Here is a 24,624-nt window from a genome sequence, read left to right as displayed (position 1 = left end):
GCGGGGCAAGCCCGCTCCCACGGTGCCCAGTTCTCTGCGCGACAGCGCAGCCCGGAAGGGCTGGGTGATCTCCCACAGGGTCTGGGTCAATCCACAATATCGAGGCTGGACAAATTAACTGTGGGAGCCGGCGATAGCCTGCGATGGGGCCATCACAGGCTTGCTCAGGCGCAACCCCACTACCTCCAAAGGCAAGGCCCCCGAAGGGGCCTTCCGGCAAAGCTTGGGGGTCAGAACTTGCCGTCCAGCCCAATGCGGAACATCTCATTGCGCTCGTTGGTGCCCAGCGCAGTCTTGTAGGAAACCCCCACACGCCAACTCCGGCCAAGGCTCAAGTCCAGCCCGGTATCCAGGTCCATGAAATTGGTGTCTAGCGGGTCTGGCGACAACCGGTACGTCACCCCGTCATTGCCCTGGTCTGCATACCGCATCCGGTAATCCTGGTTACGGCTGAAGTTGTGGCCCCAGGCCAGCCCGACCCGCGGCGTCAGCATGCCAAGCCGGGTTTCGATGTCGTATCCAGAGCGCACGCCGACGAACGAGGTGAAGTAACGCAGCGTCTGCTCCTCGTAAGCCAGTGCCAACTCACCCCCGCCGCGCTCGCGGTAGGCATCGAGCCGGGTAAAGCTGCTGTTGACCCGCGCATAGGGCGCAAGCGACAACGCCCCGTGGCGATATTCGTAGCTTGCGGTGAGCGAGGCGAATAACTGGTCAGCATCGCGCGAGCCCTTGGCGTAGCCATTGGAGGGGTCTTCGGTCACGTAGCGGCGCGAATCGAAGCTGATCCGGTTGTAGCCCAGCAGCGCGTCGACATACACCTGCGACAGTGGGTTGACGCTCAGGTAGGCCGCCAGCCCCAGGGCATCGCCATCGCTACGCGAGTCATGCTCGCCGATGTCCGCGCGGTCGTTGCCGTAGCCAAAGCCCACGCCTACCACCGTCCTCGGCGACAGCCGGTAGTCCACGCCGGCGCTCAGGCCGAAGGTGGTAAAGCTGTTGTCCTGGGCGCCGCGAGCGCGGTTGGAGCCGGTGTTGACGAAGCCATCGGTCCAGTAGGCCAGTGCGTCTTCCCGGCACTCACCGGTGGTTGCGCGTGAGCTGTCCTTGTCCTGGCGACGTTTTTCATCGTCATCCGCATCGCGGCCCTTGCCGTTGCCTTCAAGCTCGTCGCGCAAGGCCCTGCCTAGCCCGCCAAGGCTGACATCTTCACGGCCGTGGCGCACGCTGGCATTGAACGAATTACGGTCGCAGGTGGGGCGGTGCAGTTGCTCCAGGCGGCGGTTGAAGTTGTCCATCTGCGTGCTGGCAAAGCGCTCGGCGGCGCGCGACTGCGCGTTCAGCAGGCCGATTACCTCCGGGTCTTTGGAGGGGTCGGGGCGCGATTGCACGGCAAAGGTGATGAAGCTGGCCACTGCGCCGCCGGCATTGCTCAGGCTGAAGGACACCACCGCAGCACCGGTAAACGCCGCGGCCGGGGTGAAGCTCAGAGTGAACGGGCCGGTCATGCGCGCGGTACCGGCCGAAGGCGGGCTGACTGACAACAGCGTCGCGCTGGTGAATGGGCCGCCGGTCGCGCCACGGGTAAGGTCCACGGTGGCACTTTGGCCGGCAACCACCGTTTCGCTGCTCGGCGGTACTACGACTGCCTGGGATTGCACCTGCAAGGTGTAGTTGCCGCTGCCGGTCGCACTGTTGCTATCGGTGGCGGTGATGGTGAAGCTGCTGGTGGCTGCGGTGGTCGGGGTGCCGCTTAGCATGCCGCTGGCAGCGTTGAGGCTCAGCCCGGGCGGCAGTGCACCACTGGTCACCGCGAAGGTGTAGGGCGTCGCACCGCCGCTGACAGTGAACGCCTGGGTGTAGGCAGTATTCAGGCTGGCATCCGGCAGGCTGGCGCTGGCGGGGGCCAACACCAAGGTCGGTGCACTGACGGTAACGGTGACCGTGGCGGGCGGCGATGTGCCACCTGGGCCGGTCGCGGTGTAGCTGAAGCTGTCGCTGCCCGAATAACCTGCTGCGGGGGTGTAGGTAACACTGGTGCCGCTGGCCACTGCAGTGCCATGGGTGGGATTGCTGCTGATCGCCACGCTGGTGACCGCGCCGCCGCTCAGGCTGAGGGTAACAGGGTTGGCCGAACTGTTGGCTGCCACTGTGACGCTGACCGCGCCTGCGATTGGCGCAGAGCTGCTGACGGTGCCGGAATACGTAGAAGACACCGTGAAGCCGGTGCCATCGGTGGCCGTTACGGTAAAGGAATAGGGCCCAGCGGTGGTCGGTGTACCTGAAACGGTCGCGCCGCTTAGCGTCAGGCCGGCCGGCAGTGTCCCCGACGTAATGGCATAGGTGTAAGGGGTCGCACCGCCACTGACGCTGAAGGTCTGGCTATAGCTGGTACCGGTCGCTGGAGCGAGTATCGTCGCTGGGCTCAGACTCAGGGTTGGCGCAGCGATGGTCAGGGTGTAGGTACGGCTGCCCGACACATTGTTGGTGTCCGTTGCGGTCACGGTGAAGTTGAAGGAGCCGGCAGCGGTAGGGGTACCGCTCAGCGTGCCGCCACTTGTCAACGACAAACCGGTAGGGACCGTGCCGGTGGCTGCATAGCTGTAGCTACCGATGCCGCCTGTTGCCGTGACAGTCTGGCTGTAGGCGCTGCCATAGATCGGATTCGGCAGGCTGAAGGGGGTGACCACCACCGCCGGCGCCGCCACAGTCAATGTGTAGGCCTGGCTTGCGGTTGCGCCGTTGCCGTCAGTTACAGTTACGGTGATGTTGAATGTGCCAGTTGCTGACGGGGTGCCGGCCAGGACGCCTGCCGTCGAGAGCGTCAAACCTGTGGGCAGTGCACCGGTTGTCACGGCATAGGTATAGCTGCCGTTACCCCCGCTCGCCGTCAGGGTTTGGCTGTATGCGCTGGCGTAACTTGGGTTCGGCAAGGTGGCCGGGGCGACAGTGAGGGTTGGCGGACTGACGGTGACAGTGACGGTTGCAGGCGCCGAGGTCCCTCCGCTGTTGGTGGCGGTATAGGTGAAGGCGTCAGCGCCCGAATACCCGGCGGTTGGCGTGTAGGTGATCGTGGTGCCGCTGGCTGTGGCGGTACCGTTGGTTGGGCCGCCGGCAATTGCAACGCTTGAGGCGGCCCCGCCGCTGAGGCTCAACGTGATCGTGTTGTTGCTGGTGTTGGCGGCCACGGTCGCGCTTACCGGCCCTGCGACAGGGGCAGCGACCAAATAGGTATACCCACTGCCCAGTGTCGCAATGCCGCCAGGGGTGGTGATGCTGACCGCAACAGCGCCGGCAGCATGGGCGGGGGTAGTGACTGTCACCGATGTACTGGAGTTGACCACCAGCCCGGTTGCGGCAACGCCGTCAAAGGTAACGGCCGTTGCTCCGGAGAGGTTGGTACCGGTCAGGGTCACGCTGGTGCCGCCTGCGGTGCTGCCGCTGTTGGGGTTGATACTGCTCAGGGTTGGCGCTGGGGTGACATAGGTGTAGGCATTGGTCAGGGTGGCTGTGCCCCCTGGCGTGGTGACGGCCACATTGCTCGCGCCCGCAGCATGGGCCGGCGTAGTGGCAGTAATGGTGGTGGCGTTGATCACGATGATGTTTGTGGCGGCTGTGCCACCAATGCTGACCGCCGTGGCGCCGCTGAGGTTGGTGCCGGTCAGGGTCACGCTGGTGCCGCCTGCGGTGCTGCCGCTGTTAGGGCTGACGCTGCTCAGGGTTGGCACTGGGGTGGTGTAGGTATAGGCATTGGTCAGGGTGGCTGTGCCCCCCGGCGTGCTGACGGCCACGTTGCTCGCGCCCGCAGGATGGGCCGGCGTAGTGGCCGTGATGGTGGTGGCATTGACCACTACGATGTTTGTGGCGGCTGTGCCACCAATGGTGACCGCTGTGGCGCCGCTGAGGTTGGTACCGGTCAGGGTCACGCTGGTGCCGCCTGCCGTGCTGCCGCTGGCGGGGCTGATGCCGCTGAGCGTCGGTGCGGCACTTGAGCCCACGACCAGCGTGTAGGAGCCGACGTCCGCCACGAAGTTATCGTCGGCCACCGAGATGTCGAACGTATAGGTGCCGGCAACCGTCGGGGTACCCGTCAGGGTGGTCGTGGCGCTGCCGGGTGACTCGGCGATGCTAAGCCCAGCAGGCAAGCAGCGTTGGGTGCCGTCGTAGGAGGGGTCGTTAATGTCGCACTCGTACCAGCCTGCGATGCCGCTTGTGCCCGGTGAAGCGGTGAAGTTGACGCTATAGGGCTGGTTCAGAGCTGCCGGAGGCAGCGTACTGTTTTTGGCAGGGCTGACCAGGCTTGGCACGGCCTGGGCCTCGGCCGACAGCAGCGCGGCCAGGGTCAACAGGCACAGTGCCAGTAAAGAGCGGGCCCAATGGGCCATGAATGGGGTCGGTGCGTTCATGCTGCATCCTGCCGATGGACGATCACGCAGCACGTGTCGTTCGACGTGAATCGGGGACGCTTCGGGCGATGCCGAGCTGTCCATGCTTCCTTGCGTAGGTGGCAGTGCTAGTTCATGGCGTCGCTCCGTGGGAGGGCTGGCCTGTGCATCTGCAGATAGGCACCCTGGTCTTCTCCAGGCAGGAAGCCAAGGCGCGTGTAAAGCCGCCGTGCCGGGCTGAACGGTTCGACGCTCAGGCAGCAAGGTGTAGCCAGTCGGTCGGCCAGTGCCACCACTGCCTCAAGCACAAGGCTGCCCATGCCGCGGCCCTGCCATGCCGGCAGGAGGGCAATGTCGACCACCCGCAGCGATTGGTCCGCGCGCCATAGGCAAAGCCGGCCTACAGGCTGGTTTTGCTGTATGACCACCAGAAAATCGGCTTGCGGATAATGCCGCTCGTAATGCGCGCGCTGCATCTGCTCTTGCGCGTGCAGGAAGGCCAGGCGTTGTGCATCGCTCCATCCGGGCGCGGCGCTGACTTCCTGCCAGCGCCGCGCCACAAATAGAGCGCGCAGCAACGAGACATCCTCCCCGGTTTGCCTGCGCAAGCCGGGGAGGGGCAGGCTGGGGGTTGCGCCCAGCAGACTTTGCAGTGCGTCAAGGCAGCTCATGGGTGTGGTGGGTATATCCCTTGCACTGCGATGCAGTAAACCAGTGTCTGGTAGGGCTGCATGATGTTCATCGGCGCTGAACCGCCTGCCGGTGCCAGGGTCTCGGACGACAGTGAGGTATCGGCCGCCTTGTTGTAGAGCGTGACCCGGGTCGGTTGCGTCGGCACCACGTTGTTGGCAGGGGCGTTGATCGCGGTACTGGCGGTGACCGAAGGGATGACGTTCAGCCCGTGGTTATGTTGCGGCAGGCTGTTGACGTTCAGTTGCACCGTATCGGCGCCGGTGGGCTGGGCAAGCTGCCATGTGGTCCCGGTTTTCGATACACCGGCACCTACAGCGGCCCGCCCGTTGAGGTTGGGCAACTTGAATGTGTTGGCGCCGGCGCTGCCGTAGGCAAGGCCGATCACCGCATACAACGCCGCGTTGGTCTGAATCGGCAATACCGTGCCGTCGCAGCGCATCCAGCCGCTGGGAATGTAGTTATAGGGGAACAGCCTGACTTCACCGACAAAGGGATCCATGGGTAACTCCGTTACGAAAGGGGCTGATCGTTAGTTGAAGTCCGGGAAATAACCATCCAGGCAGATGATGTAATTGATCGCCAGGGCCCCCATCAGGTTGCTGCGTGTTGCCGCGGGTGCACCTGCGGCCATCACTGCGTTAGGGTTCAGCGCTACGGTCGCAGTCGGCGGGGCGGGGGGCGGGTTGACCGGTTTGGCGTACAGGCCTGTCACCACCTGGGTTTTGGTGAAACTCGAGAGCAGCAGCGTAGGCCCGGGCGTCGGAGTGGTGGCGACGGCACTGGTGGTGGTAAACCCATGGCTGTGGGCCGGCATGTTGTTGCTGGTGACCGGCACCGTTTCGGTACCGCCGAAGCTCGCAAGGGGGCGGTTGCTCAAGCCGGCTCCTTGGCCTTGGCCCACCGGGATGCGACCGCGCAGGTCCGGCAGGGCGAATGTCGTGCGGCCGTCACCGCCATAGAGGCTGCTGATCAATGCAAACAGTGCGGGGCTCTGATTGACTTGTAACAGGCTGCCGTCGCAAAAGCGCCAGCCTTGGGGGGCGTAGTTACCGGCAAACAGACGAATCTCACCTACGTAGGCATCTGACATGGAAAATGCTCCAGTAAGTTGGGTCAAGGGCGGGGTGGGAAGATGCCAATGGAGGCGATGCAATAGCTCAGCGTCAGGAACGGCTGCATGTTGGCCATGGGCGCCCCTTCACCTGCGGAATCGACCACCATGGGGTCCAGCGTCACCGCGCTCCCGCTCTTGACGGCATATACCGGCTGCGACAGCGCTTTGCCGTCGACGGTCGCCGAGGCGGAGAAGAAGCCGTTGGCCGGGCTTGCCTGGTTTTCTTTCTGAGTACTGGCTGCCACCTGGTGGGTGTGTGTGGGCATTTGCGCCAGGGTCATGCTTATCGCTTCGTTGCCACCCTTGCTGCCCAATGGGTGCACATCCAAGGCTGGGCTTGGCGAGGCGACATCGTTGCGGGAAATTGCGACGCGGCCGCTTAGATCAGGCAGGCCGAAGGTAGTTACCCCATCGCCGCCGTAGGTGACGCCGAGTAAGGTAAACAAGACTTGATTGGTGTTGATAGGTAATAACTGGCCATTGCACGGTAACCAGCCTCTGGGAATGCGACCAAAAGCAAAAAGGCGAACTTCGCCAACGAACGGTTCCATGACTCAATCTCCGTTTCAGGTATAAACATCAGGCACACGGCAGGCCTGCAAACGCGCGCAGGGCTGCATAATCGAAAACGACTGATAATTAGTTCAACCTTGGAAGAATGCGGTGTCCCTTGCGTGGGCGCCGTCCATTCCCTGGACTCCATGATGCGTCGGCCATACGCAGAAGGGCGACCGTGCAGCGGAGATTGGATTGGATCCTAGCGTGAGATGATGGGGAATTGCCATCACTTTTGTAGGGTTAAGCTCAATTATTGTTTAAAAGATTTCCGTGGCAGGTTTTGATGCCTTTCATTTGGCGTCATAAACCCGTTATGCAATAAGGAATTGGCATAAAGAATGACGACGAGGCCGCAGCGTGCAGGCTGCTTTAAAAACTCAATGGCCCGGCAAGCCATTGTTTTGTCTTAAACAGGCGGGTTGAGTTGATGTTATTTAATGCGTAATTGCGATGGTGTCTCAACTGTAAGGGCGGCAAGGTATTACTGCCCCTACAGTTACTCAGTTGCTTGGGGCTTGTGCTACAACAGGCCACGAGCGCTTAGGCTGACTCTGCGTGGGCGGGCGTATCCGTCGATGGCTCATCATGCAGCGAAACCCGCGATGTCTCCGGCAACGCCAACCCGCCAACCAGTGCCAGCAGTGCAATCACCACCAGATAGAACGCAGGTGCCAGTCGGCTGCCGCTCGACTCGATCAGCCAGGTCGCCACCAGCGGTGCGGTGCCGCCGAACAAGGTGTAGGCCACGTTGTAAGTGATTGCCGAAGCGGTGTAGCGGCTGCGAGTCGGGAAGCACTCCGACAGCAGCGCTGCAGTGACCACGCCGCTCATCAAGGCGCCAATGGCCAGCAGGATGACCCCCAACAGGGCTCCGCTCAGCGAGCCGGAGCTGGCTAGCCAGTAAGCCGGAAACACCGCCACCATTACCCAGATGCAGGTGAGGCCGATGGTGCGCCGACGCCCGATGCGGTCGCTGAACGCGCCGGCCAGCGGGCAGCCTGCGGCGGCGAACAGCAGCGCCACCGTGGACACCAGCAGGGCCTGGGCGCGGCTCAACTGGCCGACGGTTTGCAGGTAGGTCGCAAAGTAGGTAGTGAACATGTAGAACGACAGCGCCGTCAGCGAGATGAACGCGCCGAGGTTACGGATGGTGCGGCCATGGTGGCGCAGGGTGTCGGCCAGCGGGGAATGGGCGTGTTGCTTGCCCTCGGCGATGGCTTGGCGGAACGCCGGGGTTTCCTCCATGCGCCAGCGCAGGTAGAGCCCCACCAGGCCAAGCGGGGCGGCTACAAGGAATGGCACGCGCCAGCCCCAGGTGTTCATCGCCTCGGTAGTAAGGCTGGCCTCAAGGCCGTAGGCAATCACCGCCGCGCAGGCAAATGCCGAGAACGTCGACACCGGCACGAAGCTGCCATAGAAGGCCCGTTTGTTCTGCGGGGCGTGCTCCATCAGGTAGGCGCAGGCGCCCGCATATTCGCCCCCGGCAGAAAAGCCCTGCAGGCAGCGCGCGAGGGTGAGCAGTACCGGCGCCAGTACGCCGATGCTGGCATAGGTTGGCAGCAGGCCGATCAGGGTGGTGGAGCCGGCCATAAGCAGAATGGTCAGCGACAGGATGCGCTTGCGCCCAAGGCGGTCGCCCAGGGCGCCAAACACGATGCCGCCCAACGGGCGCAGGGCGAAGGCCACAGCGAACACCGCGAAGGTTTTCAGCAGGCCGACGCTTGCGCTTTGCCCCGTGAAAAACTGGCTGGCGATCAGCGTGGCGAGGAACCCGTACACGGCAAAGTCGAACCACTCGACGAAATTACCGATGGCCGAGGCGGCGATCACCCGGCGCAGGGTGGTAGGTGATACCTCATGGGGGGTGGACATGGATGTGCTCTCCGAAGGTCTGGGCAGCCAGGACTGATGCGGCGCGCTCGTGGGCGCCGTCGTTGTTGTGCAGCCAGTAGAGCGGCTGGGCGCAGGCTGCGCATTGTCGAGGGCGACATTGGCAGTTGCGCGAGCGTACGAGGGCTGCTGGTCAGTCTGCGCTGGCCGGTTTCGAGCGCTTGTAATCAAGTTGCAAATAGTCTTGCGCCAAACTGATCGGCAAATATCAGCGGTGCCTTGATTTCAACCTGGCGCCGCTCATCGAGCAAGGTCTCAGGCGGCGCTGGGAATTCTGTCGCCAGGCACCGCTGTTGCACGAGCTGGAGCAATGCCGACAAGCGCTGTGCGTTTGGCCCTGCGATGTCGGTCTGGCGCATCGGCCTGGCAACGCAGGCCAGAGGCCGCCCGGTGCGGTCGAGGGTGAAGGTGAGCACCACCGGACCCCTCAACCCGACCGTGCTGACGATTTGCATGTTACGCACTAGGATGTATTGCACGTTTTCCTGAAAGCGCAGTTCAGAAACCGCTTGCGCGCTGGCCTTGGGTGATGATACGCAGCCGGATGTCAGCAGGATGCCGAGTGTCAAGGAAGCGAGTAGAACGCGTGAACGCAGCGGGGAAGACATGTCATGGCCCAAGTGGGAGTTGTCGGGTGGGCAGGATCTCCCGCTGGTGCGCGATGTAACAGGTCACGGTTTCCCATACAAACGTGGGACGATTCCTAACCACAGAACCGGAGGGCAGCGCTTGGGCATGCAGGCTCAAGGGCCTCACGGCTGGCGCTGTGCCACAGCCCTGAGGGTGCGCAAGGTCACCACCGGCGCATCGACCACGAAACGGTTGGCCAGCCAGCCAGGCACATCGCCAGCTGGGTCTGCTCGCAACTGGTAGGTCACTTCAGTCTCGCGCTCGCCCAAGGGCTTCATGATCCACTCGCCAGCCAGCCGCTGAACGCGGATTCGCCCCTTTTCCTCAGGGATTTTGCCGGGGTCGGCGCTCAGGTGACGCACCAGAGTGCCGTCATCCAGCCGCTCGGTAGTCACCTTGAGTACCATGTCGCGGGGCTGTGTGGGCCACGGCAGGTCGGTGGTGAGGTAAATCCAGGTCGCGTCCCCGTCGACCTCGAGCAAACGCATCTGCGCGCAGGCATATAGCCATTTGCAGGCCACCCGCAGGTTCTCTTGCAGGTCGCTAAGCGTGCGCACACTCGCCTGCATGGTGCTGACGCCACGAAACTGTTTATACGCCGAACCCTCCACGGCGCTCAGGTACACCCGGATGCCCTCGCGGTCATAGGCCAGGTCCCAGCTGTCGGCGGCCCGCAGAGGCGATGCAATTAACAGTACAAAGCAAGCCAGCAGGTGTGGCAGGCGCATGATCGTGGCCCGGTGGCAGTTAATAGCTGCAAGTATGGCCACAAACACAAAGCCCGCCATGCAGGCGGGCTTCGTTTACATCAACCGGGGCTCAACGCTGAGGGTTGAGGGTCAGGTGCACATGGCGGTTGACGTCTTTGTACAGCAGGTAGCTGAACGGGCCTGGGCCACCGGAGTAGCAAGCCTGCGGGCAGAAGGCACGCAGCCACATGAAGTCACCGGCCTCGACCTCGACCCAATCCTGGTTCAGGCGATAAACCGCCTTGCCTTCGAGCACGTACAGGCCGTGCTCCATGACGTGGGTTTCGGCAAACGGAATCACGCCGCCTGGCTGGAAGGTCACGATATTCACATGCATGTCGTGGCGCATATCGGCCATGTCGACGAAGCGGGTGGTCTTCCAGCAACCTTCGGTGCCTGGCATCTCGATGACGGTGGCGTTGTCGCGATGGGTGACGAACGACTCCGGCAGCGGCAGGCCTTCAACCTTCTGGTAGTGCTTGCGCAGCCAGTGGAAGGTGACATTGGCCTTGCTGTTGTTGCGCAGGCTCCAGTCGGCGCCTGGCGCCAGGAAGGCATAGCCACCCGGGACCAGCGTGTGATGCTTGCCTTCGACGGTGATGTCGATTTCGCCTTCGACGACGAACAGCACCGCTTCTGCGTTGGCGTCCATCTCTGGGCGCTCGCTGCCGCCTTCTGGGGCGACTTCAACGATGTATTGCGAGAACGTCTCGGCAAACCCGGTCAGCGGACGGGCGATGACCCACATGCGCATCTTGTCCCAGAACGGCAGGTGGCTGGTGACGATGTCACGCATCACGCCCTTGGGGATCACGGCATAGGCTTCGGTGAACATGGCACGGTCAGTGAGCAGCTCGGTCTGAGCTGGGTGCCCACCGTGGGGGGCGAAGTAGGATGGTTTCGACATGAACGGTCTCGACTTGTTGTTCTCTCCCCATTGCCTTGGACCACACCGGCCGGTGCGTGCAGGGGATGCCCGGACAGCATAAGAGCCGTAGCGCAGCATCCACAAATTAAATGTTGAAATACTCGGTATTCACTTACTGAATGTGAACATTACGCCCCACATGGGCCTGCGGCAGTTTATCGCCCTGGCCAAACAGTTTGTGGCGCAGGCTGCCGTCGGCGTAGGCCGTCGGGTAGCGGCCGCGGCGCTGCAGCTCCGGTACCAGCAACTCGACCACCTGGGCGAGGTCGTCCGGCTGCACGGCATAGGTGAGGTTGAAGCCGTCGATGCCGGTTGCATCCAACCAATGCTCCAACTGGTCGGCAACGTCGCTGGCGCTGCCCACCAGAACCGGGCCGCGGCCGCCCAAGCCTATGAACTCGGCGGCTTCGCGCACGCTCCAGCGGCGGTTGGGGTCGGCAGCGGTAAAGGCTGCAAGGGCGGCGCGGCCGGCATCGTTCTCGATATATTCGATTGGCGCATCGGGGTCCAGGCCTGCGAAGTCGATACCGGTCCAGCCTGAGAGCAGCGCCAGGGCTGCATCCAGGTCGACATAGCGCCGATACTCGGCAAAGCGTGCCTCGGCTTCGCTGCGTGTGGCACCGACGATCAATAGCGCCTGGGCATAGATCAGCACCTCGTCACGCCCGCGCCCGACCGCCTCGCAGGCTTGGCGGATGCCGTCGGCATAGCGGCGCAGCACCGTTGGCGTCGGGCCGCTGATAAATACGCATTCGGCATGCCGCGCAGCGAACTGCTGCCCCCGCGCCGAGGCGCCGGCCTGGAACAATACCGGCGTGCGCTGCGGCGAAGGTTGGCACAGGTGCATGCCCGGCACCTGGAAGTGCTCGCCGTGGTGGTTGATAGGGTGCACCCGCGACGGCTCGATATAGCGCCCGCTGTCGCGCTCCAGCAGCACGGCATCGTCGTCCCAGCTGCGCTCCCAGAGTTTGTACAGCACCTGCAGGTATTCCTCTGCCAGGTCGTAGCGCTGGTCGTGGCCCAGTTGACGCACCTGGCCCAGATTGCGCGCGGCGCTGTCCAGGTAACCGGTGACGATGTTCCAGCCCACTCGGCCGTTGCTCAGGTGATCGAGCGTGGACATGCGCCGGGCGAAGGGGTACGGGTGCTCGTAGGTCAACGAAAAGGTCACGCCAAAGCCCAGGTGTTCGGTCACCCCGGCCATGGCTGGGACCAGCAGCAGCGGGTCGTTGACCGGCACCTGAACGCCGCCGCGCAGGGCCGCGTCAGGGCCGCCTTGATAGACATCGTAGATGCCCAGCACATCGGCAATGAACAGCGCATCGAACAACCCGCGCTCTAGCAGGCGGGCAAGGTCGGCCCAGTAATCCAGGCGGTTGAACTGTACGCTGGTGTTACGCGGGTGGCGCCACAGGCCGGGCGACTGGTGGCTGGCAGCGTTCATGCTGAAGGCGTTGAATCGGATCGGGCGGGGCATCCAGGCGTTCCTCTTACGGCAGCACGGCGGTGGGGTAGACCGCCTCGGCGACGTTGAGCTTGCGCGGGATCAGCCCCAGGCCCTGGAAGGTATCGGCCAGTTTCTGCTGCTCGGCGATGATTTGCGGGGTGATGGCCACGGCGTTGTAGTTGCGTCGCTCGCTGGCCACCTCCAGCACGCTGGCGTTGATGCCCAGTTGCGGCGCCAGGAGGGTTGCGACTTCGCCGGGCTTGGCGTTGGCCCATTGGCTGACCTTGCTCAGCTCGCTGAAGAAGGTCTTGAGCAAGTCGCGGTGCTGGTCGGCAAAGCTTGCGGTGGACAGGTAGAAGGTGCGGTTGTTGGACAGCCCGCTGCCGTCACGCAGGTTTTTAAGCCCCGGCTGGCTTTCTGCTGCGGCCAGGAACGGGTCCCACAGCGTCACGGCTTGCACGCTGCCAGACTGCAACGCGGCTACCGCATCGGCGGCGTTGTTGACATAGGCGGGGGTGATGTCTTGGTAGCTGAGGCCGGCTTGTTCGAGGGCTACCGCCAACAGGTACTGGGCGTTCCAGCCACGGCCGGTGGCCACGCGCTTGCCTTTGAGGTCTTCGACCTTGTTGATGTGGTCCTGCTCGCGTACCACCAGGCCGATGCCGCGCGGGTAGGGCTGCTCGGCTGCCAGGTAGACCACAGGCTTGCCCGCGGCCTGGGCGAATACCGATGGCGCGTCGGCGGCGTGGCCCAGGTCGATGGCGCCCGTACTCAGGGCTTCGAGCAACTGCGGGCCTGCCGCGAACTCGTGCCAGCTGACTTTCACCCCTTGCGGTGCCAGCGCTTTTTCCAAGGCGCCGCTACCCTTGAGAATGTTGATGCTGTTGAACTTCTGGTAGCCGATGCGCAGGGTCTTGGCATCGTCGGCAACGGCGCTGGACCATGGAATCAGGGCACTGGCAACGCTGGCCAGCAGGCCGCCGATCAGCAGGCGGCGCAGGGGAGAGAAGGCACGGGCAGGCACGGTGAAACTCCTTTGCGAGGTAACGGGATGTGCATGCAGCGTACGTAGCGGGCAGGGCAATGTTCAATTTGTTTATGCGTATTAGTTAGATTGTTTTGTTCTTTTTATATCCTTTTGTTTAATTAAGGTTCGCGCGTATACCCCCACGACATTTTTTTCACATCGGCTTGTTAGCATCGCCGGCATATTTTCTGGAGCCCAACAATGATGCATGTCTTGCGCACGCGCACTTTTCGCGTGGCCGTGGCCACTGCTGCCGGCCTGGTCGCCTGCGCGTTGGGTTTCTTTGCCTGGCAGTCGTTCTACCCCGTCCAGGCAAGCGACGGTTGGGGGGTGCAGGTGCTGCACGACTCGGTCGACAAGGCCGCCTCCCTGCTGCCTGAGCGCGACGGCAGCCTGCTGGTCAGCCGCGAACTGAACAGCGGGCGCGGCAGTATCTTGCGCATCACCGCAGGCGGCGACCGGGTGGTGGTGGTCGATGGCCTGTCCAAACCTGATGGCATGGTGGCCGTGGCCGGCGGCTGGGCGTTCAGCCAGGAGGTCGGCGGTGCGCCAGTCAGCGTCTCGCGCAATGGCCAGGTGCGCATGTTGTTCCAGGGCAATAACGTGCAGGGCCTGTTCAATGACGGCGACTATCTATACGCCATCGAAGACCGCAAGGGCGATGGCCGGTTGCTGCGCTATGACTGGCGCACTGCACAGCTTGACGTGCTGCGCCAAGGGTTGAGCGAAACCGAAGGCCTGACCCGCTGCATCGATGGCCGCCTGCTGTACACCGAAAAGGCCAATGGCAAGGTGCGTGCGTACAACCCCGAGGGCACCGACCCAGTGGTGGTCGATGGCCTCAACAACCCGACATTTCTGTTCTGCGACCAGCGCGGTTTGTGGATCAGCGAAGACTCCACCCACCGTGCGCGGCTGCTGCGCATTGCCGGCGATGGCTCGCGGCACACGGTCTTGAGTTTTCTCAAGGCGCCGCAGGCCATCGTTGCGGACGGTCAAGGCGGCTATCTGGTGGCCGAAGGCGGGCGTGACCGCGTGCTGCGCCTGACCCCATCGACACCGGTCGATGTGGCTACGCTGAGCCCCCGCGAGTGATTCGGCTCGGTTAGGCGCAAACATCCGAACGAATGCGTGGCTAATGGCCATTTCTGGTGCACACTGTGTGTTCGCCGGTGAACCCGGCTCACCTGTTTGCCTGCCATTACCCACTACCTAGCGGTAGCGCGAGGATCGCAATGAGCGCACGGAGTTTGTGCCAGTGGATGGGACTGACGCTCGCCATTATCTGGCTGCCCGCAGTAGCTTCGGCGCAGCCTGCTTGCCAGCAACTGACGGCCACCGGCAACCCTGAATACCCGCCTTATCTGTGGCGGGACCCACGTGACCCCCGGCACTTGATCGGCGCCAATGCCGACCTGTTGCGCCATGCCGCCGACGAACTCGGTCTGGTGGTGGACGTGGTTTATGCCGGGCCTTGGTCACGGGCACAGGAGGAAGTGGCAAGCGGGCGCATCGACATGATGGCCGGCTATTTCCGGACCCAGGCGCGTGAACAACTGATGGACTTCATCAGCCCGCCATTCCTGTTCAATTCGAGCGTGGTGTGGGTGCGTGAGGGCGAGGCATTGCGCTACAGCGACTGGGCCGATCTGCAAGGGCTGCGCGGCGGAACATTGGTCAACAACAGCCACGGCGAGGCGTTCGATGATTACGCCCGGCAACACTTGAACCTTGAGGCTGTGCCGACCGCCACCCAGGCGTTCGAAAAACTATTGCTCAAACGCAATGACTACGTGGTTTTCGAGCGCTACCCCGGCATGGCGCTGGCCCGCCAGTTGGGCAAGGAGAAGCTGTTGCAGGTGGTGGAACCGCCGGTATCGAGCGAAGGCATGTACCTGGCGCTGTCGCGCAAGTCGGCGTGCAACGAAGCGGTGCTGCGTGAAAAGCTCGCGGGCAAGATGCAGGAGCTGGCGAGCGGGCCGCTGCCTGAACAACTGCTGGCGCAAAACCTTGAGCGCTGGCAGCGCCAGCATCAGGAGGGGCGTTGAGCGCGCGAGCCTAGCTTTTGCACTTGGCCACCACCACCTGGCAGGTTTTCGGTGACCCGCCAGAGCGCCCCGCGTAGCGCATGCAGCTATCCATCGACTTGCGGCTGGCAGCGGCCAGGGTTGGGCCAAAGGCCAAGCCACCTTCGCCGCTGCTGGGCAGCGCCTTGGCGTAACAGTTCGAACCTTGGGCTGAATAGCGTGCAGATTTGCCTGAGCAGCCGGTCAATACCAGGCCGAGGGCGAGCAAGGTCAGCGGGAGCAGATAACTGCGGGCAATGTTGGTGCGCATGGCAGCCCCCTGGTGCGGGTGTGTAGTTCAGATTAGACGTGTGGCGCGCAGGGTACACCAATCCGATGCTGGCAAAATGTGTCGATGCGGCCAGCTGTAATCATTTTGCCAGCACTAAAACCGTGCGTTTCCCCAACGCTTGCGTACAATTGCGCGATTTTCAGGCCTTTCCTGGCCTACCCGCGGACGTGCCCATGCTGATCGGTAGCTATTCATCCTCGCTTGTGTTGATCTCGTTGCTGGTGGCCATTCTTGCCTCCTACACCGCGCTGGACCTGACCGGGCGTATTGCCACGGCCAAAGGGCGGGCGGTGTATCTGTGGATGCTCGGCGGGGCGCTGGCCATGGGCATGGGCGTCTGGTCCATGCACTTTATCGGCATGCTCGCGTTCAGTCTGCCGGTGGGCCTGGGCTACGACACGACCCTGACGGCGCTGTCACTGCTGATTGCGGTGCTGTCCTCGGGGTTTGCCTTATGGCTGGTAAGCCAGCCACGCCTGCCGTGGTTGCAGTTGGGGTTGGGCGCCTTGGTGATGGGCGCAGGCATTGCCTGCATGCATTACATGGGCATGGCGGCGCTGCGCATGCAGCCAGGCATCGACTACGACCCATCGCTGTTCGGCACGTCCCTGGCCATTGCCGTAGGCGCTTCGGCAGCGGCGTTGTGGATTGCCTTCCGGCTCCGCCAGCAGACGGCATATGTGCGGCAGATTCGCGGCGCAGCGGCGGTAGTGATGGGCGTTGCCATCGTCGGCATGCATTACACCGGCATGGCCGCTGCCAACTTCCCCGTCGGCAGCTTCTGCGGCGCGCTGCCCGATGGGCTTGCCGGCGATGGGCTGGACTACCTGGTGCTGATCACCACCCTTGCGGTGCTGGCCGTGGCGCTACTCACCTCGGTTCTGGATGCCCGCTTGGACGCGCGCACCGCCGAGCTTGCCCGCTCACTCACCCAGGCCAACCAGGAGCTGACCCAGCTGGCGTTGCACGACATCCTCACCGGGTTACCCAACCGGACCCTGCTGGCCGACCGTATCGACCAGGCCATGGCCCGGGTCGCCGAGCAGGGCGGCTGCTTTGCGCTGATGTTCATCGACCTGGATGGCTTCAAACCGGTCAACGATGCCTTTGGCCACCATGTGGGCGACCAGTTGCTGACGGCCGTAGCCAGCCGCCTGCGCGGCCACCTGCATAGCCAGGACACCTTGGCCCGCATAGGGGGTGATGAATTCGTGCTGCTGGTGCGTTTGCAGGAGCCGGACGACGCCATGGGTGTTGCGGTCAAGCAGGTGAATCTGGTGGCCAAGCCGTTCCGGGTGGCCGAGCATGACCTGCAGTTGTCGGCAAGCGTTGGCATCGTGCTGTATCCAGGCAACGGCATGGACCAGCACGAGCTGCTGCGCAACGCCGACGCGGCCATGTACCACGCCAAGAACGCCGGCAAGAACGGCTACCGGTTCTTCGATACCTCGATGAACAACAACGCGCGCCAGCAACTGCAACTGCTGCACGATCTGCGCGCAGCGCTGCACAACAATGAGTTTCGCCTGCATTACCAGCCCAAGTTCGACGCTGTGAGCTGTGAGCCTATCGGTGCCGAAGCCTTGTTGCGCTGGGAGCACCCACAGCACGGTCTGATGGCCCCGGACCGATTTATTGGCCTGGCCGAAAAAACCGGGCTGATCATCCCGCTTGGCGACTGGGTGCTGGCCGAAGCATGCCGGCAAATGCGTCAGTGGATGGACGAGGGCTACGGTGAGTGGCGTGTTGCGGTGAACCTGTCTGCGATCCAGTTCTCCCACGCGGGCTTGGTTGATAGCGTGGCCCAGGCCCTTGCCCAGAACGGCCTGCCAGCCAACCGCCTGACCCTGGAAATCACCGAAACCACGGCCATGCGGGATGCCGATGCCAGCTTTGCGGTGTTGCAGCGGTTGTCGGACATGGGCGTTGACCTGTCGATCGACGACTTTGGCACCGGCTATTCAAGCCTGATGTACCTCAAGCGCCTGCCCGCCAATGAGCTGAAGATCGACCGCGGTTTTGTACGCGACCTGGAACAGGATGGTGACGACGCAGCGATTGTCTCGGCCATCGTCGCATTGGGCCAGGCGCTGGGGCTGCGGATTGTCGCAGAAGGTGTCGAAACCGACGGCCAGCAGGAATTCCTGACCCGGCTGGGCTGTGATTCGCTGCAGGGTTATCTGTTAGGTCGGCCGGTGCCGGCCGAGCAGTTCATGGCCAAGCTTGACGCCAGGGGCGGGGTCGAGCTCAGGCAGTAAATTGCTGGTGCGGCTCAAACCGCATCGGGCAATACCGGCAAGCCCAGGTTGAAGGTGTCCATTTCGGCTTCTACCGCCTCGATGATGCGTTCGACGTCGGTGGCGGCCATGATTGCCGCGCAGGGGATGCCGGCAATCGCCAGCAAGGTTTCGCCGCTGGCGCGGTCGAACAAGCGCACGATCATGCTGCGCGGGGCATCCATGGTGGCTTCGAAGCCAAGCGGATGGAAATGCCAGCGCATCACCTGGCAGGCGTTGGGAAATGTCATCTTGTTCATGCCAGCCTCCTTGTTCACGGGTGGAACGCGGTGATTCGACGACTTTTAAGTAAACCGGGCCTTGCCTGGCCCCTCGGGAGCTAACCATAGCACCCGCAACGGCTACGATCCGGGGAAAATATTACCAATGTGCCAATGCATGACGGCGGTCACACAGCCGCTTGGCTGTGCGGCCCCGGTGTGCCGGTGAAGCAAACGTTTTCCAGTGGCTGGGTATTGTCAGAAGCGCGCAGAACTTTCGGACCGGCGGCACTCAGCCGAGCAGGCCAGCGGCAATATTGATGGTGAAACCCAGGATGGCGGTGTTGAACACAAAGCCCACCAGCGAATGGGCAAGCACCACACGGCGCATGCCCCGGCCGCTGATACCCACATCGGAGGTTTGCACGGCGACACTGATGGTGAACGAAACATAGTGGAAGTCCCAGTAATCGGGGTTGCGCTCGCCGTCTGCGAAGCGCAGCGGCGGCTCGTGCCGATCGTCCGAGTAGAACAGGCGGGCGTAATGCAGGCTGAAAATGCAGCCTATCAACAGCCATGACCCCGCGATGGTAAGCCCTGTGTACAGGTAGTGCAGCACCAGCGCGCTGCCTTCGAGGCCGCGGCTGGACACCAGTTGCAGCGTGACCGCCGCAAGGCTGGCAATTGCAGCGATGCTCACGGTGAATAGCACCAGGCCTGCGTTCTCGTCTTCGATACGCGCCACTTTGCGCACCTTCTCGGGGCTGGCGCCAATGCTCAGCCACAACACCATCAGCAGGTACAGCCAGACCCCGAGGTTCCAGCCAGCGAGGATGCGTTGCACCGTGTCGGGTGTGGGGATGAGCCATACGCCCAACAGCCCGACTAGCGTGGCGATGCTGAGGCGAGGATGGGTGCGGGTCAGGTGATGGAAGGCCATGCGTGCTCTTGAATCGGGCGGATGCTGCAACTGTAGCCCAGTCGCAGCCAAAACTACCTGCTGCTGTCACATCACCACAGCGCCAAGGCCGCCGCACCGACTACCCGCTCGAACGCAGCAATCGCCCGGTCCACGTCGGCCTGTTGGGTATAACGCCCAACGCTCACCCGCACGCTGTTACGCGCACGCTGATCACCGATGCCCAAGGCCAGCAACACATGCGACGCGGCATTACTGGCCGAGTTGCAGGCCGAGGTGCTAGACACCGCCAGATCCCCCGCCAAAGCGCGGCTGTTGAACCCCGGGCTGTCGATACACAGGTTGAGCGTGTGCGGAACCCGCTGCGCAGAGGCTGTGTTCAAGCTGACCCCAGGCAAAGCCAGCAGGCCATCGCGCAGGCGGCTAGCCAAGGCTGCGATTCGCTGATACTCGGCATCCCCCGGCCGCCCGGCAAGGGCGAAGGCGCTGCCCATGCCAACGATCTGATGGCTGGGCAGGGTGCCTGAACGCAGCCCGCGCTCGTGCCCGCCGCCGTGCATCTGGGCGCGCAAACCGTCACGGGCGCGCGGCCCCACGTACAGTGCGCCGATGCCCTTAGGCCCGTAGACCTTGTGTGCCGAGAACGACATCAGGTCTACCGCCTGGCGCGCCAGGTCGATAGTGACCTTGCCCACTGCCTGTGCAGCATCCACATGCAGCAACGCGCCGTGTGCATGCAGCAACTGGCCGATGGCTGCGAAATCGGTAATGGTGCCGAGCTCGTTGTTGACCGCCATCAGCGACACCAGCCGCGTATCGGCCCGCAGCGCCGCCTGCACCGCCTCAGGCTGGATCAGCCCCTCGGCATCGGGCGCCAGGCGCGTCACCGCCCAGCCCTGGCGTTCCAGTTCAGCGGCGGTGTCCAGCACCGCTTTGTGCTCCAACTGGCTGGTGATCAGGTGCCCGGGCTGTTTGCAGCCCTGGGCGATGCCCTTGAGAGCGAGGTTGTTCGATTCGGTAGCGCCCGAGGTCCACACCAGGTCGTCCGCTTGCGCCCCGATTTGCTCTGCGACCTGGCGCCGCGCCTGGTCGACCGCTTCGCGTGCAGCTTGCCCGTATGCGTGGCCGCTGGAGGCGGGGTTGCCAAAATTAGCCTCGCGGCCCAGGCAAGTGAGCATGGTTTCGATGACCCGGTCGTCGACCGGAGTGGTGGCGGCGTAATCGAAGTACAGCGGGGCAGTCGTCATATCGGGCAAGTCCGTGCAGGGAGGCCGTTGTTCGGCATCCATGAACCGCATGCTAAAGGGCCGCTGCGGCGAAGGTTTCCTCTTCTTACCGTACGTCGGGCATCATTCAGAAATAACGTTTCGCCATTAGCTTATGACGGAGAAAAAAATTCTCCTGCAAGCGGCTTGCGGTCAAAACCACTGCCAGGGGGCCTGTTTGCTGACCATTACCAGCACCATCAGGAACATGCCGGCAAACCCCGCCACGCCCATCCACAGCCACCACCGATACAGCCGCGCGTATGCCGCAGGCAGCGCTGCGTGGGTGCCTGCGGCGGCAGCGGCCATTGCCTGCATGCGTTTTTGCAGCATCAGCACCGGTAGCCATAGCGCGCCGACGCCGAAGAAGATCAGCAGCGCGGCCAATAGCCAGCCCACCGTCCAATCCATGCCGGTTAGCCGCACCATGGCAAACCCGGTCAGCAGTTGCACAAACCCAGCGGGCGTAGTGATGCAGGCATCGAAACGCACTACCATGCGCGCCACCGCCGCGATCACCCGAGCATCGCCAGTGCGATGGGCTGCGATCAGGTACAGGTACGACCCCATGCCAAAGCCGAACAGAAACACAGCCGCAATGACATGCAGATATTTGAGCAGGACGTAATCCATCTCAGCTGCGGCCCTGCTGGAAATCCAGGCTGTAGCGAAGCTGATGGGGCGCGCCGATGGCGGCCAGGTACTCGGCCACGCTGATTTCGCCGACACAGGGGCGGGCGCCTGGTTGCGGGCGGTAGCCCGCCAGCACCTTGGCCATCAACGCCACCGACGCGCAGCTTGGGATTTGCGGGCCTTTGTCATCCAGCGCGGTCACCTGTGCGTGCATGTGCAGCGGCTGGCCTTGCGGGTCGAGGCCACGCACGCGGATGTACATCGCGCTCTTGCCGTCGCCCAGCCGCTCGCAATACACACCCAGGCGGTGCAGGCGGCGGGCCCACGGCAGCGGGTCACGCACCAGCCCCAGTTTTACCAGCAAGGCCAGGGCGGCGTTGGCCACCCCGCCGGCCATCAGCCCGGCGCCGGCCTTGAATGCAAGCGTACCGGCGCCGTAACGGCGGGCGAAGATGTCCATGTCGGGCACATCGACATTGTTCAGCAGCCGCCAGCCCAGGCCTGGCAAGTGCCGCAGTTGCAGGCCCAGCCAACCATCGACGCTGCACGGCTGGCCATCGCGCCACTGCGGGATGGGCCGCCCGGCATAGGCCAGCACGCCTTCGATGGTAGAAAGGCCAGGCATCTTCGCCGACGAACTGATGCCATGCTCGATCGCCTCGATCTGGCTGAAGCGGTGTCGCTGTTCGTCGATGATCGCCGACGACAGGCTGGGCACTGAGCTGCAGCCGCTGAGCAGTGCCACGCCGGCCTCGCGCGCCTGTGCATCAAGCTGGGTGATACCGTTGACGAACACCCGGCAGTCGGCAAGGTCGCAGTAGTTCGCCCCTGCCTCTACGCACGCCTGGGCGACGCTGTAGGGCTGGCGCTGGAAAGGCCCGCCGGTATGGATTACCCAGTCGATGCCCAGCTCACGCAGGGCTTCCGCGAACCCTGGCGCCATGGCATCGCCGCACCAACTGCCGTGCAAGGCCGCAGCGGGGCCAGCGAGCTGTTCGCAGAGGTTTTTCAGGGAATTGGCATTGCGCCCGGCGACGATCAGTTGCACGCCTGGCATCGGGTTCAGGTGCCGGCAGATGATGCGCCCGAAGTTGCCGTAGGCGCCGATCACCAAGATCCTTATGGGCATGCTGCATTCCTTGTGCGGGGGAGGGCTCACGCCCTGGACCAGGGCCGCGCAAAGGTTACCTAAAGCACCTGGCAATGCAACCTGCCCAAGCGCCTCAGGCGCTGGCCAAGGCCTGTTGCTCCTGCGCAGCCACTCGTTCGCACAGTTCGATGATCTGCTCGCGCATCCAGCGGTTGGCCGGGTCCTGGTCGGTGCTCTCGTGCCAGTACAGGTGGGTTTCCAGTGCCGGTACCTCGACCGGCACCGGCTGATGGCGCAACTGGTGGCGCCGGGCAAAACGTTCCGGCACGGTCATTACCATATCGGTTTGTTGCAGCACCTGCGAGGCCATCAGGTAATGCTGCGAACGCAGCGCCACGCGGCGCTGCACGCCCATCTTGCCCAGCGCCAGGTCAACATAGCCCAAGCCATTGCGCCGGCTCGATATATGGATATGGGTCATGCCCAGGTAGCTGTCCAGCGTCAGCTTGCTCTCGGCCAGCGGGTGGCCGGGGCGCATGGCGCACACGTAGTGGTCCTGCATCAGCCTGACGTGGCGGACTTGAGGGTCGGTGTTCAGCGGTGCGTCCACGGCAAAGTCCAGGCGCCCGGCGGCCAGCTCCTTGGTGGTTTCACGGCGCTTGCATGGGAAGCTCTCGATCACCAGGGTCGGGGCCAGGCGCCGCAGGCGCTGGAACAATGGGGGCAGGATCACCGCTTCGGTCAGGTCAGTCATGCTGATGCGGAAGGTCTTGTTGGCCTGTTGCGGGTTGAAAATGCGGCTTTCCTGCACCGAGGTGCGCAGCAGGGCCAACGCGTTGCGTACCGGGCCGATGATGTTCTGCGCCATGGGCGTCGGCACCATGCCTTGGGCGGTACGCACGAACAGCGGGTCATTGAAGGTCTCGCGCAAGCGCGACAGGGCATTGGACACCGCCGGCTGGGTGATGCCGACGATCTGCCCGGCGCGGGTCAGGTTGGCTTCGGTGTAGATGGCGTCGAAGACGATGAACAGGTTGAGGTCGACCTTGCTGAGGTTCATGGCGCCGCTCGTTGTTGGAATTATTGCCGGATCATATATCGGTTATGAATGTTTATACACGCAGAAAATAGGCTAGGTGGATTGAGCCTGCCTGTTCTAGGCTGCGTCCATGTTGCCCACAGACTGGAAGGTAGCCCCGATGGATTTCGCCTATTCGCCCAAGGTGCAGGCACTGCGCGAGCGCGTCAGTGCGTTCATGGACGCCCACGTATACCCGGCAGAGCCGGTATTCGAGCGCCAGGTAGCCGAGGGTGACCGCTGGCAGCCCACGGCGATCATGGAAACGCTCAAGGCCCGCGCCCGTGACGAGGGGTTATGGAACCTGTTTCTGCCTGAGTCGGAATATGGCGCAGGGCTGACCAACCTGGAATACGCCCCGCTGGCCGAAATCATGGGCCGCTCGCTGTTGGGGCCGGAGCCGTTCAACTGCTCGGCGCCGGACACCGGCAATATGGAGGTGCTGGTGCGTTATGGCAGCGAGGCACAGAAACGCCAATGGCTGGAGCCGCTGCTGCGCGGCGAGATCCGCTCGGCGTTTGCCATGACCGAACCTGAGGTGGCGTCTTCGGATGCAACCAATATGGCCGCGACGGCGGTGCGCGACGGTGACCAGTGGGTGATCAACGGGCGCAAGTGGTGGACTTCCGGGGCCTGTGACCCGCGTTGCCAGGTGATGATTTTCATGGGCCTGTCCAACCCGGATGGCCAGCGCCACGCGCAGCATTCGATGATTCTGGTGCCCCGTGATACCCCGGGGGTGACCATCGTGCGCCCGCTGCCGGTGTTCGGCTACGACGATGCTCCCCATGGCCATGCCGAGGTGTTGTTCGAGAATGTGCGGGTGCCGTATGAAAACGTGATCCTGGGCGAGGGCCGAGGTTTCGAGATCGCCCAAGGCCGCCTTGGGCCTGGCCGCATCCACCACTGTATGCGCTCGGTGGGTATGGCCGAGCGTGCGCTGGAGTTGATGTGCAAGCGCTCGGCGCAACGCAGTGCCTTCGGCAAGCCGTTGGCGCGCCTTGGGGGCAACATCGACAAGATCGCCGACTCGCGGATGGAAATCGACATGGCGCGGCTCTTGACCCTCAAAGCGGCGTACATGATGGATACGGTGGGTAACAAGGTGGCGCGCAGCGAGATTGCGCAGATAAAGGTAGTGGCGCCCAACGTTGCACTCAATGTCATCGACCGGGCCATTCAGATGCATGGTGGGGCAGGGGTGAGCGGTGACTTCCCGCTGGCTTATATGTACGCCATGCAGCGCACCCTGCGCCTGGCCGATGGGCCGGATGAAGTGCACCGGGCGGCTATTGGCAAGTATGAGATTGGCAAGTATGTGCCCAGGGAGATGTTGCGCGGGGATTAGCGTCAGAGCAGGTGGCTC

22 protein-coding genes are annotated in these 24,624 nt (G+C 63.3%); 4 read left to right on the top strand and 18 right to left on the bottom strand.

The features are described from left to right. Positions 1-230: 230 nt before the first annotated feature. From HU720_RS10460 to HU720_RS10410, 11 genes are all read right to left on the bottom strand, one after another. Entirely contained in the window at positions 231-4,403 is a 4,173-nt protein-coding gene (locus tag HU720_RS10460) for a putative Ig domain-containing protein (protein ID WP_186519851.1), read from the bottom strand. Positions 4,404-4,510: 107 nt separating this feature from the next. Beyond that, on the bottom strand, positions 4,511-4,960 hold the full coding sequence (locus HU720_RS10455; protein ID WP_238337674.1) for a GNAT family N-acetyltransferase: 450 nt from the start codon (positions 4,958-4,960) through the stop codon (positions 4,511-4,513). A gap of 89 nt (positions 4,961-5,049) precedes the next feature. Continuing rightward, complete coding sequence (locus HU720_RS10450; RefSeq protein WP_186519849.1) at positions 5,050-5,574, bottom strand: tail fiber protein; 525 nt, start codon at positions 5,572-5,574, stop codon at positions 5,050-5,052. 30 nt (positions 5,575-5,604) lie between these two features. Beyond that, a complete protein-coding gene (locus HU720_RS10445; protein ID WP_186519848.1) occupies positions 5,605-6,165 on the bottom strand; it encodes a tail fiber protein in 561 nt (186 codons plus the stop codon). Between the two features lie 23 nt (positions 6,166-6,188). Next, positions 6,189-6,740: a tail fiber protein gene (locus HU720_RS10440; RefSeq protein WP_186519841.1), complete on the bottom strand. Its 552-nt coding sequence runs from the start codon at positions 6,738-6,740 to the stop codon at positions 6,189-6,191. A gap of 547 nt (positions 6,741-7,287) precedes the next feature. Then, positions 7,288-8,619, bottom strand: coding sequence for an MFS transporter (locus HU720_RS10435; protein WP_186519839.1), 1,332 nt, complete (start codon positions 8,617-8,619; stop codon positions 7,288-7,290). Positions 8,620-8,804: 185 nt separating this feature from the next. After that, positions 8,805-9,245 carry a hypothetical protein gene (locus HU720_RS10430; RefSeq protein ID WP_186519837.1) on the bottom strand — a complete coding sequence of 147 codons (441 nt, stop codon included), beginning with the start codon at positions 9,243-9,245 and terminating at the stop codon, positions 8,805-8,807. Positions 9,246-9,389: 144 nt separating this feature from the next. After that, the gene (locus tag HU720_RS10425; protein WP_186519835.1) at positions 9,390-9,995 is read right to left on the bottom strand and encodes an START domain-containing protein; all 606 of its coding nucleotides are present in this window, start codon (positions 9,993-9,995) and stop codon (positions 9,390-9,392) included. Between the two features lie 91 nt (positions 9,996-10,086). After that, on the bottom strand, positions 10,087-10,923 hold the full coding sequence (locus HU720_RS10420; protein ID WP_186519833.1) for a bifunctional allantoicase/(S)-ureidoglycine aminohydrolase: 837 nt from the start codon (positions 10,921-10,923) through the stop codon (positions 10,087-10,089). Between the two features lie 133 nt (positions 10,924-11,056). Continuing rightward, positions 11,057-12,421 (bottom strand): LLM class flavin-dependent oxidoreductase, encoded by a 1,365-nt coding sequence (locus HU720_RS10415; RefSeq protein ID WP_186519831.1) that lies wholly within the window; start codon positions 12,419-12,421, stop codon positions 11,057-11,059. Positions 12,422-12,434: 13 nt separating this feature from the next. Then, positions 12,435-13,415: an aliphatic sulfonate ABC transporter substrate-binding protein gene (locus tag HU720_RS10410; protein ID WP_186519828.1), complete on the bottom strand. Its 981-nt coding sequence runs from the start codon at positions 13,413-13,415 to the stop codon at positions 12,435-12,437. A gap of 204 nt (positions 13,416-13,619) precedes the next feature. On the opposite strand from HU720_RS10410, the gene HU720_RS10405 reads away from it, so the two are divergent. After that, positions 13,620-14,513: a hypothetical protein gene (locus HU720_RS10405; RefSeq protein ID WP_186519826.1), complete on the top strand. Its 894-nt coding sequence runs from the start codon at positions 13,620-13,622 to the stop codon at positions 14,511-14,513. 167 nt (positions 14,514-14,680) lie between these two features. Next, the gene (locus HU720_RS10400) at positions 14,681-15,466 is read left to right on the top strand and encodes a transporter substrate-binding domain-containing protein (protein WP_238337676.1); all 786 of its coding nucleotides are present in this window, start codon (positions 14,681-14,683) and stop codon (positions 15,464-15,466) included. Positions 15,467-15,476: 10 nt separating this feature from the next. On the opposite strand, the gene HU720_RS10395 is transcribed toward HU720_RS10400, so the two are convergent. Further along, positions 15,477-15,755, bottom strand: a complete 279-nt coding sequence (locus tag HU720_RS10395; protein WP_186519822.1) for a hypothetical protein — start codon at positions 15,753-15,755, stop codon at positions 15,477-15,479. A gap of 194 nt (positions 15,756-15,949) precedes the next feature. Here HU720_RS10395 and HU720_RS10390 point away from each other — a divergent pair, with 194 nt between their 5' ends. Beyond that, the gene (locus HU720_RS10390) at positions 15,950-18,034 is read left to right on the top strand and encodes an EAL domain-containing protein (protein WP_186519820.1); all 2,085 of its coding nucleotides are present in this window, start codon (positions 15,950-15,952) and stop codon (positions 18,032-18,034) included. A 14-nt stretch (positions 18,035-18,048) separates the two neighbouring features. Here the strand turns inward: HU720_RS10390 and HU720_RS10385 are convergent, their stop codons facing one another. The 6 genes from HU720_RS10385 to HU720_RS10360 all read right to left on the bottom strand — a co-directional run bounded on the left by HU720_RS10385 (position 18,049) and on the right by HU720_RS10360 (position 23,240). Then, a complete protein-coding gene (locus tag HU720_RS10385; RefSeq protein ID WP_186519818.1) occupies positions 18,049-18,312 on the bottom strand; it encodes a DUF1652 domain-containing protein in 264 nt (87 codons plus the stop codon). Between the two features lie 253 nt (positions 18,313-18,565). Further along, the gene (locus tag HU720_RS10380) at positions 18,566-19,213 is read right to left on the bottom strand and encodes a DUF1345 domain-containing protein (protein ID WP_186519816.1); all 648 of its coding nucleotides are present in this window, start codon (positions 19,211-19,213) and stop codon (positions 18,566-18,568) included. Positions 19,214-19,284: 71 nt separating this feature from the next. Beyond that, positions 19,285-20,439 (bottom strand): aminotransferase class V-fold PLP-dependent enzyme, encoded by a 1,155-nt coding sequence (locus HU720_RS10375; protein WP_186519814.1) that lies wholly within the window; start codon positions 20,437-20,439, stop codon positions 19,285-19,287. A gap of 171 nt (positions 20,440-20,610) precedes the next feature. Next, positions 20,611-21,090 carry a DUF2269 domain-containing protein gene (locus tag HU720_RS10370; protein WP_186519812.1) on the bottom strand — a complete coding sequence of 160 codons (480 nt, stop codon included), beginning with the start codon at positions 21,088-21,090 and terminating at the stop codon, positions 20,611-20,613. Between the two features lies 1 nt (position 21,091). Next, positions 21,092-22,219, bottom strand: coding sequence for a saccharopine dehydrogenase NADP-binding domain-containing protein (locus tag HU720_RS10365; RefSeq protein WP_186519810.1), 1,128 nt, complete (start codon positions 22,217-22,219; stop codon positions 21,092-21,094). A 94-nt stretch (positions 22,220-22,313) separates the two neighbouring features. Beyond that, on the bottom strand, positions 22,314-23,240 hold the full coding sequence (locus HU720_RS10360; protein ID WP_186519802.1) for a LysR family transcriptional regulator: 927 nt from the start codon (positions 23,238-23,240) through the stop codon (positions 22,314-22,316). 139 nt (positions 23,241-23,379) lie between these two features. On the opposite strand from HU720_RS10360, the gene HU720_RS10355 reads away from it, so the two are divergent. After that, positions 23,380-24,606: an acyl-CoA dehydrogenase gene (locus HU720_RS10355; RefSeq protein ID WP_186519800.1), complete on the top strand. Its 1,227-nt coding sequence runs from the start codon at positions 23,380-23,382 to the stop codon at positions 24,604-24,606. The last annotated feature ends 18 nt before the right edge of the window (positions 24,607-24,624 follow it).

It is taken from the genome of Pseudomonas sp. SWRI51 (assembly GCF_014268825.1).
Lineage (GTDB): Bacteria > Pseudomonadota > Gammaproteobacteria > Pseudomonadales > Pseudomonadaceae > Aquipseudomonas > Aquipseudomonas farsensis.
Note: the sequence above shows the minus strand (reverse complement) of the source record. Positions and strands in the feature narration are given on the sequence as shown.

Excerpts from the sequence above, each read along its gene's own strand:
- HU720_RS10460 (WP_186519851.1), bottom strand. The coding sequence starts at position 4,403 with ATGAACGCACCGACCCCATTCATGGCCCATTGGGCCCGCTCTTTACTG.
- HU720_RS10450 (WP_186519849.1), bottom strand. The coding sequence starts at position 5,574 with ATGGATCCCTTTGTCGGTGAAGTCAGGCTGTTCCCCTATAACTACATT.
- HU720_RS10445 (WP_186519848.1), bottom strand. The coding sequence starts at position 6,165 with ATGTCAGATGCCTACGTAGGTGAGATTCGTCTGTTTGCCGGTAACTAC.
- HU720_RS10440 (WP_186519841.1), bottom strand. The coding sequence starts at position 6,740 with ATGGAACCGTTCGTTGGCGAAGTTCGCCTTTTTGCTTTTGGTCGCATT.
- HU720_RS10435 (WP_186519839.1), bottom strand. The coding sequence starts at position 8,619 with ATGTCCACCCCCCATGAGGTATCACCTACCACCCTGCGCCGGGTGATC.
- HU720_RS10430 (WP_186519837.1), bottom strand. The coding sequence starts at position 9,245 with ATGTCTTCCCCGCTGCGTTCACGCGTTCTACTCGCTTCCTTGACACTC.
- HU720_RS10425 (WP_186519835.1), bottom strand. The coding sequence starts at position 9,995 with ATGCGCCTGCCACACCTGCTGGCTTGCTTTGTACTGTTAATTGCATCG.
- HU720_RS10420 (WP_186519833.1), bottom strand. The coding sequence starts at position 10,923 with ATGTCGAAACCATCCTACTTCGCCCCCCACGGTGGGCACCCAGCTCAG.
- HU720_RS10415 (WP_186519831.1), bottom strand. The coding sequence starts at position 12,421 with ATGCCCCGCCCGATCCGATTCAACGCCTTCAGCATGAACGCTGCCAGC.
- HU720_RS10405 (WP_186519826.1), top strand. The coding sequence starts at position 13,620 with ATGATGCATGTCTTGCGCACGCGCACTTTTCGCGTGGCCGTGGCCACT.
- HU720_RS10400 (WP_238337676.1), top strand. The coding sequence starts at position 14,681 with ATGGGACTGACGCTCGCCATTATCTGGCTGCCCGCAGTAGCTTCGGCG.
- HU720_RS10395 (WP_186519822.1), bottom strand. The coding sequence starts at position 15,755 with ATGCGCACCAACATTGCCCGCAGTTATCTGCTCCCGCTGACCTTGCTC.
- HU720_RS10390 (WP_186519820.1), top strand. The coding sequence starts at position 15,950 with ATGCTGATCGGTAGCTATTCATCCTCGCTTGTGTTGATCTCGTTGCTG.
- HU720_RS10385 (WP_186519818.1), bottom strand. The coding sequence starts at position 18,312 with ATGAACAAGATGACATTTCCCAACGCCTGCCAGGTGATGCGCTGGCAT.
- HU720_RS10380 (WP_186519816.1), bottom strand. The coding sequence starts at position 19,213 with ATGGCCTTCCATCACCTGACCCGCACCCATCCTCGCCTCAGCATCGCC.
- HU720_RS10375 (WP_186519814.1), bottom strand. The coding sequence starts at position 20,439 with ATGACGACTGCCCCGCTGTACTTCGATTACGCCGCCACCACTCCGGTC.
- HU720_RS10370 (WP_186519812.1), bottom strand. The coding sequence starts at position 21,090 with ATGGATTACGTCCTGCTCAAATATCTGCATGTCATTGCGGCTGTGTTT.
- HU720_RS10365 (WP_186519810.1), bottom strand. The coding sequence starts at position 22,219 with ATGCCCATAAGGATCTTGGTGATCGGCGCCTACGGCAACTTCGGGCGC.
- HU720_RS10360 (WP_186519802.1), bottom strand. The coding sequence starts at position 23,240 with ATGAACCTCAGCAAGGTCGACCTCAACCTGTTCATCGTCTTCGACGCC.
- HU720_RS10355 (WP_186519800.1), top strand. The coding sequence starts at position 23,380 with ATGGATTTCGCCTATTCGCCCAAGGTGCAGGCACTGCGCGAGCGCGTC.